The following is a 13,610-nucleotide window of genomic DNA, read 5'->3' as shown; positions in this document are numbered from 1 at the left end:
TTCGCGAAGCGTCTCGTAGAGAAGCGGGGCGTAGCCCAACAAAAAAAATATTTATACAAGAGGTCTATTGAAAGCGGAACATCGTCTCAATGGAGGCGGTTATCAACCCCGCAACAACAAATTCGATGAGCGCATTGCTGTTCAATATTTACCATTCTCGACTTTTGCCACCTCCAACATTGTCTTTAAAACCGAATCTGGATTGAGACTCATCGAGTCAATTCCTTGTTCAACTAAGAATCGAGCAAATTCTGGGTAATCGCTGGGTGCTTGTCCACAAATACCAATTTTGCGTTGGTATTTTTTCGCGGTTTGTATGACCATCTTCACCATTTGCTTGACAGCCGGACTGCGTTCATCAAATAACCGTGCTACCAAGGCTGAGTCTCTATCTATACCTAGTGTGAGCTGAGTTAGGTCATTGGAACCAATCGAGAAACCGTCAAATACATTAGCGAATTCTTCAGCCAAAATGACATTACTAGGCAATTCACACATGACGTAAACTTGTAAGTCATTAGCACCTTGCTGTAAACCATTTTTTGCCATTTCTGCTAACACCAAACGGCCCTCATCGGGAGTACGGCAGAAGGGGATCATGGGGATAACATTGAGCAAACCCATCTCTTCCCGCACTCGCTTAATGGCATGACATTCTAGGGCAAAAGCTTCTTTATAACCTTCATCATAGTAACGTGCTGCCCCTCGCCAACCAAGCATTGGGTTTTCTTCATCGGGTTCAAATTGTTGACCACCTAATAGATTGGCATATTCATTACTTTTAAAATCTGACATTCGCACAATCACTGGCTTAGGATAAAATGCAGCTGCAATTCTACCGATGCCTTGGGCTAGTTTATCAACAAAATACTGAGGTTTATCATCGTAAAGTGCAGTGATTTCAGCAATTTTAGTTTTCGCAAATTCATCTTTTAATAAGTCATAGTAAATTAATGCCATGGGATGAATTTGGATTTGGTTAGCAATAATAAATTCTGTCCGTGCTAAACCTACACCATCATTAGGAATTGCAGATAAACTAAATGCTTCTTGAGGATTACCCACATTCATTAAAATTTGAGTGTTGGTGTGGGGCAAGTTTTCTAAAGGAACTTCTTGAACTTCAAAAGGTAATAAGCCTGGATAAACTTTTCCTTCTTCTCCTTCCGCACAAGAAATCGTCACTTCTTGACCTGTTTTCAAAACTTCTGTAGCGTTGCCACATCCGACGATCGCAGGTACACCCAATTCTCTAGCAATAATTGCTGCATGACAAGTACGCCCACCTGAATTAGTCACAATTGCACTAGCGCGTTTCATAATTGGTTCCCAGTCGGGGTCTGTTCTTTCTGTCACCAACACTTCCCCCGCCTGAAATTGCTCAATTCGATGCACATCTAAAATCAAGTGTACTTTTCCTTGGCTAATAGCCTCGCCAATTGCGCGTCCAGTTACTAGGGGGTTTCTTGCTGACGCGGGGACGCGGGGACGCGGGGACGCGGAGAAATCTTCTATCTCCGCGTCTTTGTTCAATAGGCGATAACTCCGCAATACATTCCCCGTCTTCTGTGATTGCACAGTTTCAGGACGTGCTTGAACGACAAACAATTGATTGGTAATCCCATCTTTGGCCCACTCAATATCCATCGGGGTATAAATTCCGTGGACTTGAGAATAATGGTCTTCGATTAAAGCTGCCCAATTTGCTAGTTGTAAAATTTCTTCATCGTTGAGGGCAAATTTGCCTCTTTCGTGTAGAGAAACTGAAACATTTTTGATGAATTTAGAGCCGTCGTCATAGATCATTTTGAGTTCTTTGCTGCCCAATTTTTTATCGATAATTGGGCGAAACCCTGCTTTTAAAGTTGGTTTAAAAACATAATATTCATCAGGATTTACGGCTCCTTGGACAACATTTTCTCCTAAACCGTAAGCTGCTGTAATCAGTGCCGCATCTTTAAAACCGGTTTCTGTGTCTATGGAAAACATTACTCCAGAGGTAGCTAAATCGGAGCGTACCATTTTTTGCACACCGACGGCTAAGGCAATGCTAAAGTGGTCAAATCCTTTGGTGTGGCGATAGGAAATTGCACGGTCAGTGAATAGGGAAGCAAAGCATTTATGACAGGCGGCTAAAACTCCCTCGACACCAACAACATTGAGGTAAGTTTCCTGTTGTCCAGCAAAACTAGCATCGGGGAGGTCTTCAGCAGTAGCGCTAGAACGGACTGCAACATCTGTATCTGCATTGTATTGTTCGCATAGGCTTTGGTAGGCTGTGGCGATCGCCTGACGCAATTCTACAGGAAATGGTGTATGCATTAACAGCGATCGCGCTTTTTTCCCCCGTTCTCGTAAATTTTTGACATTTTCCACATCCAAGTCAGCAAAGAGTTGACGCAACTTGACTTCTAACCCGGCTGATTGAATAAAATAGCGATAAGCGTAGGCAGTAGTTGCAAACCCAGTGGGAACACTAATACCTTTGGGTGTTAACCGTTGAATCATCTCTCCCAAAGAGGCATTTTTACCACCTACCAGGTGTATATCACTAATGCCAACTTCATCAAACCAGAGGACTAGCGATTGTTCTTTGGAAGATGGATAAAAAGCGCTTTTAGATACTGTTTCCATCAGTATTACCTCCCAAGTTAATACTTTAGTGATCTGGCGATCGTTGGCTTGTTGATTAATTAAGTATAATTGGTGAATAATGTGTGCTTAAACACAAAAATCCCAACTAATAAATTCTGATATCAAAAGTTAACAAACTACTAAATTTCGTAAGTAATTAATGATTCCTTTGGGATCACCATAACAAAAAAAATTAAATTTGGCTTTGAAATTACGAATTACGCGCTTCGCAGCGGTAGCGACGAAGGAGCGTCATTATGAATTACGAATTACGAATTACGAATTATTTAATTATGCTAACTTGCGCGCAATGAACGCTACATGACCTTTTGGAAGTTGGTATCGACCATAACAACGAATTGTTTGCACACGGAAGCCAACACGCCGCAGTTCACTAGCGATCGATGTGGCTCTGTATAATTGCAGATAGTGTACTTCTTGGGAGCGTCTATAATGTTCGCCAACCTGGCGGAAACTGGTAATTCTACGAGTCAAAGTTCCCTGCTGAGGATTATCTTCTTTTTCAACTAATACCGCCCAATCTTTGCTGATAGTGTAATTCCTCACTTTAGCGTTTGGTGTTACCTGTCCCATCTCCGCGACATCGAAGACGAATACACCTCCAGGAATTAAAGCATCATATATGCGATGGAATAACTTGACAAGGGTTTGGCGATCGCTATCTGCATCAAATAGGTAACTAAGACATTCACTAATCGACGTGACAGCATGACATGGCGGAAGATCAATTTTGAATAGTGAATCAATTCTAAATTCTGCCTCTGGAACTCTTTCTCGTGCAATAGCAATCATCGACTCGGAGATATCAACTCCCAGAACTTGATAATTAGCCTTAATGAGTTCTTGTGCCCATAATCCGCTACCACAACCCAAGTCAACTACTAAACCACAACGCAATTTGCTTTGCTCTAGAATTTCCAGAATACCAGGAGCAGACTTAAGAGCAAAGTCACGGAAACCGACATCATGAATAAACGCGAGATCCTCTTTATACCACTCATTCATAATTATGACCTTAGCATCAGTAATCTAACTTAAATTACTTAACTGAAATTTTCTGCCAATACCCTCTACAGGGTTGGTAAGGCCCAGTCCGTATTATTTCTAAATAAATAAAGCCTTAATTGCAAGCGTTTGTGGTTCACACTCTAGTGCTTTTGAAAAATCACGACTAAAGTCCCGACTCCGAACGTACTTTGAGAATGGTAAAACTATGCAAAAAATTCTGGATTCAGAACTTGCTCAATAGTGAAAGGACGCTCAGAAGGAAAAGCTTCTATTGGTTTTTGAGTTTCCTTTGCTGCATCTCGACGGGCACGCTGATAATATTTCTGTGTCCATAACAGAAAGTCTTGCTCATAGCTTTTTGCATCGCTCATCAACGATCGCTCTTGTTTCCTTAATGAAATATCTTACATCGTTAAGCAATTGCCGCGCGATCGCTCTACGGTAAAAACTCAACATCCAAAATTTGAGCAGTATTATATGGACAATCCGCAGGAAAAGTATCCATTACTAAATTCGTTTCATGAGTAGCTGCTTTCTTACTCCGACGATAGCAGTCAGCTAAAACCTCTTCAACATAAAGTCTGAGACTGGAACTATCAACTAGTAAATCTTCAATCCGATTGCGTTGTTCATCAATCGTGTTCAACCAAGAACTACTGCGTAAATTCGGCTGGAATTGCCACTTGAGTAAGTGTTGTAACAACACCTCCAAACGACTTTTCAATTCGCGTCTATCGGATTTACCCAAGCTTTCGATTTCCTCACTCACAGCCTCCCAATCTATTTGTTCCAACTTACCAGCACGAATCAGTTCTAGAGTTTGTTCTGTCCATGCGACAAAATCTTGCTCATACAACCGGGTTTTGGCAATTGAGGTCATAATTTTTCGTAACAATTCTATGGGAAACTTCTAAGTGTGTAGTGCAGCATCATCACCTCACTACCAAGTGTAGTATTAATCGCATAAGTAACTCTCCATAGCTTTACTAACGAAACCTAGCAATTAATTCTTCACGAGATAATTGCAACAGTAAAGGAGTAAATTCTTCTGGTGATAATGCTAGTAAAGGTACAATAATTGCTTGCAGTTCATCATCTAATTCACCAAAGCGAACCTTGAGTAAATTTTCTACTACCAACCGTTCCCCTTGCTGAATACCAGTTTGAATACCAGTTTGAATACCAGTTTGAATACCAGTTTGTAGTCCTTGTTGTTCCCCTTCTTTAAAAGCCTGTTCTCGGTCTTGTTGATAAAGTGGTGCTAATCGCATAACTAACTCCCTATCATCTGCGTCTTGATTTTGATTTAATTGTAAGTTTTGTCGCAAATTGTATAGTAATTCTAACGCAGCTAGGCGAAAAGGATTATCGGGATTTAGCGCTTCTAATTCATCTATTGCCCGTTTTTGGACATTTCCTCTACCAATAATTCTTAACCATAAAGTTTCAGGAATAATGGGTAACTGATGAATTGCGACTATAGCTGTACGTAAATGTTGTGCTAAGAAATAAACTCCGGGTAAGTAATCAACTTTAGTGGTAGCACCAAATCCTGATAGAAGTGCTACTGATGCTGTCGGCGTCAGAATCCATAATTTGGGTATGTCAGATTCAACAATGCGAGTGTTATTTCGATTTGCTTGTCGTTGTAAATCGCTGCGTAACTCTAATAATTTTAAAAGACAATCGCAAATTTCTGTAACGGATGCAGCGTTACGGAAAGGTTCAAATAATGCAGGTGTGGTAGTAAATTGAGACAACAGTCTAAACGTTTCTGGAATAGTAGTTGGTTGTGATGTGCGGATGAAATAAACGTCTATTTGTCTGACTTCGCCTGCGACTCGTTTAGGTGCTTGGACTTCGCCGTAAGGGGTGAGTAATTGTTCGAGATAATCTTTGGCAAATTGGTCGTGAATGAATCTGGTCATGCTTTGGAACTTTGGCGATGTCACCCAGTTTATTTACTATTATCTTGCGATTTTTTCAGATAAGATTTTGCCCAAGAGTAGCGTTTTGAATCTTTTTTCAGTAAATATTCTGCGGCTTCATGTCGTTTATTCTCATCTTTTTTACTACTAAATACTCGTTTTAGTTCATTATCTATATCTTCAGTTTTCGCACCGCGTTCTAAAATCGTTAATTTTAATTGCTAAGTCAACAATACCTTACACTGTCCATGATGCCGCAATAAATGGTCACACAACACTAAAGCCACCATTGCCTCCACCATCGGCACAGCACGCGGTAACACACAAGGATCGTGGCGTCCTTTGGCTGCTAATAATGTTTCCTCACCTTCACGAGTTACCGTTTTTTGCTCTTTCCTAATTGTTGCTGTTGGCTTAAATGCAACTCGCAAAATGATGTTTTCCCCATTGGAAATTCCCCCTTGAATACCGCCAGAACGGTTGGTTACGGTGCGAATTTCCCCATTTTCATCAATATAGTATTCGTCGTTATGCTCAATTCCGGTTAATAGCGTCCCTGCAAAACCTGAGCCAATTTCAAACCCTTTACTAGCAGGCAGAGACATTACAGCCTTAGCAATGTCTGCTTCTAATTTATCAAATACAGGTTCACCCAAACCTTTTGGTACATTCCGCGCTACACATTCCACTACACCACCGACAGAATCACCTTGTCTGCCAATCTGCTCAATAAATCCAATCATGCGATCGCTACATTCCGCATCTGGACAACGGACGATGTTGCTTTCTACTTGCTCTAAGGTAACGGTGTTGGGGTCAACTATGCCTTCTAAATCTTTAATGCGCTTAACGTAAGCAATAACCTCAATATTACCAACTTGACGGAGAATTTTTTTGGCGATCGCACCAGCTGCAACTCTGCCAATTGTCTCACGTGCGGAGGATCTGCCTCCACCCTGCCAATTACGAATCCCATATTTGGCATCATAGGTGGCATCGGCGTGGGAAGGGCGATACTTTTGTGCCATCTCATCATAGTCTTGGGGACGAGTATCTTGATTCCGCACCAAAATGGCAATGGGTGTCCCCAGAGTTTTCCCTTCAAATACTCCACAAAGAATCTCACAGGTGTCCGCTTCTTTGCGAGGAGTCGTAATTTTACTTTGTCCTGGACGTCTTCTATCTAGTTCTACTTGAATTTCTTCAGCCGAGATTTCTAGTTGTGGGGGACAACCATCAATTACAACCCCCACACCACCGCCGTGAGATTCACCAAAAGTAGTAACGCGAAAAAGATGTCCAAAAGTATTGCCCATGATTCTGAGAAAAAGGATGCGGCTTATGTATTCTACAGTTAATTTTTGTTTTTATTCTTGTAGTATTTTTTGCTATTTATCTAATTTTTATAGAAATACTAAAAGCGCCCCCCCTAATTAATCAGGGGGGGCGCTTTATAATTCAGCTAACTTCAGTATTAACCGTTGATAGCAGGAGCAGTCAAAGCAACGGGGGTAACTTCACCAGCAGCTAAGTCTAAGGGGAAGTTGTGAGCGTTACGCTCGTGCATTACTTCCATACCCAGGTTAGCGCGGTTGATTACATCAGCCCAAGTGCTGATGACGCGACCTTGAGAATCGATTACGGATTGGTTGAAGTTGAAACCGTTCAAGTTGAACGCCATGGTGCTGATACCCAGTGCGGTAAACCAGATACCGACAACAGGCCAAGCAGCCAAGAAGAAGTGAAGAGAACGGCTGTTATTGAAAGAAGCGTATTGGAAGATCAAGCGACCAAAGTAACCGTGAGCAGCTACGATGTTGTAGGTTTCTTCTTCTTGACCGAACTTGTAACCGTAGTTTTGAGATTCGGTTTCGGTTGTTTCACGAACCAATGAGGAAGTTACCAAAGAACCGTGCATTGCAGAGAACAAAGAACCGCCGAATACACCAGCCACACCTAACATGTGGAAGGGGTGCATGAGGATGTTGTGTTCTGCTTGGAACACGATCATGAAGTTGAAGGTACCAGAGATACCCAAAGGCATACCATCAGAGAAGGAACCTTGACCGATGGGGTAGATCAAGAATACTGCTGTAGCAGAAGCCAAAGGTGCGCTGTAAGCTACACAGATCCAAGGACGCATACCCAAGCGGTAAGATAATTCCCACTGACGGCCCATGTAGCAAGCGCAACCGAGCAAGAAGTGGAAAATTACCAACTGGTATGGGCCACCGTTGTACAACCACTCATCTAAGGAAGCTGCTTCCCAGATTGGGTAGAAGTGTAAACCGATAGCGTTAGAAGAAGGAATTACAGCACCAGAGATGATGTTGTTTCCGTAGATCAATGAACCTGCAACAGGCTCACGGATACCATCGATGTCTACAGGAGGAGCAGCAACAAATGCGATGATGAAGCAAATGGTAGCGGCTAGCAAGGTGGGTACCATCAGTACACCGAACCAACCGACATAAATCCGGTTTTCAGTGCTGGTAATCCAGTTGCAGAACCGTTCCCATACGTTGGCGCTTTCGCGACGTTGAATGGTTGTGGTCATTGTTTTATGAGTGCTTTATGTTTGTAGAAATGTATCAGGTAATTAATTTTTTACCCGATGCATCTGAGTCTACATGAATTTTTGTTTACTTGATATTTTGCTTAACACTCTGTAACAAAAACTCTTGAAATGCTCATTTTAATGTAAATTTTTGATTACAAAATTTTAATTGACGTTGCTTAATTCAACTTAATTAAGAAATGTATTGAAATGTAAAGTTTAGTTTTGTTAGCGAGTAGCGGGGCGTTTAACCTATCCTGAGTGAATTAAGAATTACTATAGATTTTGAATTTTCCCTACCAAAATGTAGAGACGTAGCACTGCTATATCTCTACAAATTCAAATTTAGAATTATGAAATCAATTAGAAATCGAAATATATGTAAGGTAGGCTACCTTCAGGAGCTAATAACCAAACGGCGTAGAGGCACAAAGGTACAAAGACAAGCTTGACAGGCCAGTTAAACTCTAGCTTGAGGCTACGGTTGAAGGCGTAGAGTATGCCCATAAAAGCAGCTATGGTTAGCAGCACCCAAGCGAGTTGGTATTGACTCATATTTAAGACTTCTACGTATACCTTTTGGGCAAACTGTGCATCAGCAGGATATCCCCAAAGATGACGCAGCACTACAGAAGAGTCTTGGAGGTTAGGTAAGCGGAATAAGATCCAAGAAATGAAAACCATAGATTGGGTCAAAAACCAACCCACAACTATACCTATAGGATTTTGCCAGAATAGTTCTAAATATTCAAAGCGATCACTAAATGCATCTGTGAGTCGATGTACTGCTAGGGCTATGCCGTGGAATGCGCCCCAAACCACATAACCCCAAGCGGAACCATGCCAGATGCCAGCAATCAGCATCACTGTAACTAAATTCCAGCAAGTGCGGGCTAAACCCTGACGAGAACCACCTAAAGGAAAGTAAACATAGTTACGTAACCAATCTCCAAGCGTCATGTGCCAGCGTCGCCAAAAGTCTGCAATACTGGTGCTAAAGTAGGGGAAGTCAAAATTCTCTGGTAAAACTAAACCAAAAAGTAAAGCACTGCCACGGGCAATATCTACATAACCGTTGAAATCTAAATACAACTGCAAACCGTAGGCAAATGTAGCTAACCAGAGATCTGTACTACCTGCCCGTGGTAGATTGCCAAAACATAGATCTACAAAGATCCCCAAGTGATCTGCAAAAATTCCTTTTTTGACTGCACCTCTAGCAATCAACCATAATCCCTCTGCCACTCTATCAGCAGTTGGCAAATGTAATGTATTAAGTTGATTTGATAAGTTGTGGTAACGAGTAATAGGGCCGGAAATTAACTTAGCAAAAAATAATTTATAGGTAGCAAATTTGAGAAATTGTTCAGCAGCAGGGGCACCACGATAGACATCAACTAAGTAAGCGATGCACTCAAAAGTGAAGAATGAAATCCCCAAAGGTGCAATTAATTTAAAAGAGCTATCTGGTGAGTTGGCTGATAGCGGTAAAATTAACTTCATGAAGGGAGTTACATATTTAAATCCTAAGAGTAAGACTACATTTAAAGATATACCCAACCATAAAAGTTTTAATCGACGTTGATTCCAATCCGATTGGGCAAATTGCCATTCTTCATTGGAAATTTCCCATTCTAAAGAATGTTTTCCTGGTGAAGTGTTTTTCCCAATCTCTAACCCAAATCGAAAATTAATAAAAGTCAGTGCTAACAGCAAAGGTATGTATTGAAATTGTAAGGATGAGTAGAAAACCAAGCTAGCAATTAGTAACGTCCATAAACGTAATTTAGATTGTGCTAAAGACCAGTAAATTCCCAGTACACTTAGCAGGAATAAGCCATAGAAAATTGATATAAAACTCATTGGTTAGTTATTTGTCATTGGTCATTAGTTATTCTCCGCGTCCCCGCGTCTCCCTCATCTCCCGGTCACTGAGCGAAGTCGAAGTGCCTACTTCGCTGGCCAAGGAATCATTGGGTCATTGGCTAGCTTTTTCGAGACTTCGTATGCTCCAAAGCGGTTGAGGTGGCTGGGGTCGGAAAAGTAATCGTTGGCTTTTAGCCATTGTTGACTTAAGTCTCGATAAATGAAGTTGGGATTATTAGCTAAACCCGACATATATTGCTGAAATTCTTGTTCATGTTGTTTGCGTATTGGATCTAAATATTCTGCCGTGAGAGGCATGTTGATAAACACTAGGGAAATTTTGCGAGACTGGGTGAATTGCAGCACCGATTGTAGTGCAGTATCTTGTACGCCTCCTACTTGGAAAGATTTATAGTCGTTGTCGTAATTTCCTGATACTTTGGAATATTTTTGATAGTATCTAGCGGGGTTGAAGCGAATAGATAAAGGTAGGAAGCCATCAAAATCAACTGCTTGTTGGGAGGTGTCTTCTGTACCATCTGTTGACTGTTTTTGTGATGTGCTTGTGGGATGACGATCGCTCACTAAAGGCAACGAGTCTAATTGTTTTTGCAGTAAGATTTTAATCTGCTCGCGGTTTGGGTAGGTAGCAGAAACCGCAGCTAAAGCGTTATTTAACCACTGGTTGACAGCTTGATAGCTGTTTGTTTCCTGTTTTTCGGCTTTTGTCTTTTGCTCTTTGGAATTATTTGCAGAATTTGGGGAATTTTCGTTACTACTTGCAGTTGATGGTGTTTTTTGCAACGCTTTTTTATAGCCTGGTGATGATGCAATTGCCCTAAAGGTCATATCCTCACGACCACTGTTGAAAGCCCTGGCCCCATCTGCCCACAAAATTAGTTTGGGTAGTTCTTTTGGTTGCAATACTTGACGAATCACAAAGTCTACAACTTGTGCTGTGGCGCCATTAATACCAAAGTTAAATACATCAAGATTCGGATAACCCTGAGTTTTTAAAGCTTTAGCAAGTGCCTGGGGGTCAATGCCTCGCAAGGCGCGGGAGGAGCCAATTACCAACACATCGGGGGGACTACCAGTTTGAGCCAGACGCTGTTTATACAGTGCTAGTTGCTCATCTAATTGTCTAGCATTAAAGCTTGGCATTTGCGATCGCGCGGCCAACAAAATAGCGGTTGCGGTTGCCTTTTCTTTGAGTGGTGCGGCTGCCAAACTCCCAGATTGCTCATCACTTTGGGTAAACCCAGAATTATTAAATGCAGAATTATTTTGAGGAGATTTTTTCTTGGAAGTGTCGGTGAAAAATGCCATCCTCTGATCTTGCTGTTCTTTTCTTTTTTGCTTAGCAGATGATGGGGTTGAGACATTGGCGATTTTTTGTGGACTCGGTAGCGTGCGAGCGATGATTATACCTAAAATCCAATCGGTTTGGAGGGTGAGCAATAATCCCAATGTTCCCCATACTATGGCAACTTTGAGTCCTTGTGGATCAAAATTTGGCTCTGCTGCTTCTTGAGTTTCGGTAAACAGCTGGGTTCCTAAAAAGAATTTTTTGGCTGATATTGTCGCCGTGGTTAACCAATTTCTTGCTACTCCGGTAACGAAACTCTGAACTTCCTCTGTAGTCAGGTTAGGACGTAAAATTGGCTCGTCAGGATCACAAGTCACCAAATCGTCAATGTAATCAGTGGTGACTGCAAATTCTGGGATTGCCTCTGGTACTAATCTTTGGCGATGCTCAAAATCCACGCCGTAGTTCCAAGCAGGTTCTTTGTTACCAGCGCGGCGTCCGTAAACACGTACCCCTGCAATAGCGCGAAGTTTTAATTGACGGATGAATTGAGCTACTTTGCTAGCTACTTGCTTGCGCGTTGGACACACGGGAGCATCACACATTACGTGTAATAAGTCACCTTTGTCTAAAAGTAGTACGCGAATTCCACCAGTGAGCAAACGCCGATCTAAATCAGGGTTGAGTAGTCGTTCTAGTAAAAAAACGATCGCATCTTGATCGCCAGTTGTTGCCAGTTCCAGTGGTAATGTAGCGAGGGCGGGATGTTCCGTCGCCGGGAGGGATAGCCAATCAACCCAATTGGGCTGCTTGTCAGTAGTTTTTTGCCCGTAGATAGTGGCAGCAAGAATACCTTGGGGTGCGATCGCCTCTAGCAATGGTATAATTGCTTCTTGGCAGATTGTTTTATCTGGGGCTGGGGCAGTTTCTAAGGGGTCAAAAGCTGGCTTGCAAAAGATATGGAGAGTTGATTCTTTTAAAGAAGCTTGTACGGCTATTTTTAACTCTGACAATACCTCAGTTAATAGTCTGGCGATCGCTTGCACATCTCCCCAACGTGCCCACTCCTTCAGCATGACATCTGGTGGTGTCAAATCCACCCTTAAGCGCCAATCGGGTGCGGTTTCACCACTTACCTGCGAAACAATCACCGCATCTTGGTAGCCAGAAAGTTGAAGATGACGTAACTTTTGCGCTACTGGTTCAGCTAGTAATGAAGGATCAGGGCTATAGCTGGACTGACAAAATATCCACAGGCGACTTTCTTGGGGCTGATGCTGTTTAATTTTTACTTTAACTGACACACCCAAGTTACTGAGAGTTTCGCTAAGATAACGAGCAATGGCTTGTGGGTTTCCTTGGCGAGCCAAACTCTCATTGGAGACAATTAGCGCTCCACCTGGTTGTTTCGATTTGTCTGAGTTGACTAGCAGGGCTTGTTGCACCTGCTCTAAATGCCGATCTAATTGATTTAAGTAAACCCGATGGCACCATTTAGGTCGTGGTTGCCCCTTCTTTCGACCGTAGACAAATACTTGGTATATTGAGGGTTGTTCATTACTTGTTAGGGTATCCAAATCTGTTTGCTGTAGTGCTTGCAGCAAATCAGATAGAGTGCGCCAACGTTGCGGACACTCCATGCCTTCACAAAGAATGTGAAGGTCGTTTCCCCGCAACCGGACTTTCACCCCGAAAGTGTTGATCCCTGTTGCTTGGCTTACCCATTGTACTAAGGATTGCTGGCTATCTGGTAATACTGTTTTCATGGGCAGTGAACTTTACAGGAAGCGATGATTGGGGGATAGTGCCTGCACTTGTAAACTAGAACCATAGATGTATCACACTTTGACCTTTTTTTTTAACACTTTTGTTACCTTTGGAGCTTGCAAAATCGGCCAAGATAGTCATGTACGGTTGCAAGTCGGACTAACATTGAGTTTTGCGTTTATTTTACTCGTCTTCCTAAAAATAAGAAGTAGCTATGCCACCTGCAAACCAACAACCATCTGACAATTCTGGACTAAATCTGGTTCTGTTTAACATTCCCCAATTTCTACTCTTACAAATAGGTACAGCGTCTATACTACTGCTGTTGACTACGGAAAAAACTACTGGAAAAGCCCTCAAAGCCATAGGGGAAGCCAGTGAGGAATTATTTCGCGGCGATCGCTTACCCATTCTCGATTTTCCAGAAGATAACGGTACAAGTGTTGGTAACTAATTATACTTAAGTTTTGGCTTTCTCAGGGTAAACTCCATGAGTTTTCGGTGCAAAACTACCAAAAGA

10 protein-coding genes are annotated in these 13,610 nt (G+C 42.1%); 1 reads left to right on the top strand and 9 read right to left on the bottom strand.

Annotated features, from left to right (window positions below; all coding sequences use genetic code 11):
• Positions 1-141: 141 nt before the first annotated feature.
• From ppsA to AC5JMF_RS04440, 9 genes are all read right to left on the bottom strand, one after another.
• The gene (ppsA, locus tag AC5JMF_RS04480) at positions 142-2,634 is read right to left on the bottom strand and encodes a phosphoenolpyruvate synthase (RefSeq protein ID WP_495794520.1); all 2,493 of its coding nucleotides are present in this window, start codon (positions 2,632-2,634) and stop codon (positions 142-144) included.
• A 291-nt stretch (positions 2,635-2,925) separates the two neighbouring features.
• Positions 2,926-3,660 carry a class I SAM-dependent methyltransferase gene (locus AC5JMF_RS04475; protein ID WP_495794519.1) on the bottom strand — a complete coding sequence of 245 codons (735 nt, stop codon included), beginning with the start codon at positions 3,658-3,660 and terminating at the stop codon, positions 2,926-2,928.
• Between the two features lie 206 nt (positions 3,661-3,866).
• Entirely contained in the window at positions 3,867-4,064 is a 198-nt protein-coding gene (locus AC5JMF_RS04470) for a DUF29 family protein (protein ID WP_495794523.1), read from the bottom strand.
• A 35-nt stretch (positions 4,065-4,099) separates the two neighbouring features.
• Positions 4,100-4,543, bottom strand: coding sequence for a DUF29 domain-containing protein (locus AC5JMF_RS04465; protein WP_495794518.1), 444 nt, complete (start codon positions 4,541-4,543; stop codon positions 4,100-4,102).
• A 106-nt stretch (positions 4,544-4,649) separates the two neighbouring features.
• Positions 4,650-5,591 (bottom strand): RpnC/YadD family protein, encoded by a 942-nt coding sequence (locus AC5JMF_RS04460; protein WP_495794517.1) that lies wholly within the window; start codon positions 5,589-5,591, stop codon positions 4,650-4,652.
• Between the two features lie 221 nt (positions 5,592-5,812).
• On the bottom strand, positions 5,813-6,907 hold the full coding sequence (aroC, locus tag AC5JMF_RS04455) for a chorismate synthase (protein ID WP_495794516.1): 1,095 nt from the start codon (positions 6,905-6,907) through the stop codon (positions 5,813-5,815).
• Between the two features lie 158 nt (positions 6,908-7,065).
• Positions 7,066-8,148 (bottom strand): photosystem II q(b) protein, encoded by a 1,083-nt coding sequence (gene psbA, locus AC5JMF_RS04450; protein WP_495794515.1) that lies wholly within the window; start codon positions 8,146-8,148, stop codon positions 7,066-7,068.
• 363 nt (positions 8,149-8,511) lie between these two features.
• Positions 8,512-10,011 (bottom strand): MBOAT family O-acyltransferase, encoded by a 1,500-nt coding sequence (locus AC5JMF_RS04445; protein ID WP_495794514.1) that lies wholly within the window; start codon positions 10,009-10,011, stop codon positions 8,512-8,514.
• An 87-nt stretch (positions 10,012-10,098) separates the two neighbouring features.
• Complete coding sequence (locus AC5JMF_RS04440) at positions 10,099-13,089, bottom strand: DUF1574 family protein (protein ID WP_495794513.1); 2,991 nt, start codon at positions 13,087-13,089, stop codon at positions 10,099-10,101.
• A 215-nt stretch (positions 13,090-13,304) separates the two neighbouring features.
• Between AC5JMF_RS04440 and AC5JMF_RS04435 the strand changes: the two genes are divergently transcribed.
• The gene (locus tag AC5JMF_RS04435; protein ID WP_495794512.1) at positions 13,305-13,544 is read left to right on the top strand and encodes a hypothetical protein; all 240 of its coding nucleotides are present in this window, start codon (positions 13,305-13,307) and stop codon (positions 13,542-13,544) included.
• Positions 13,545-13,610 lie beyond the last annotated feature (66 nt).

This window comes from Desmonostoc vinosum (assembly GCF_059505385.1).
Note: the sequence above shows the minus strand (reverse complement) of the source record. Positions and strands in the feature narration are given on the sequence as shown.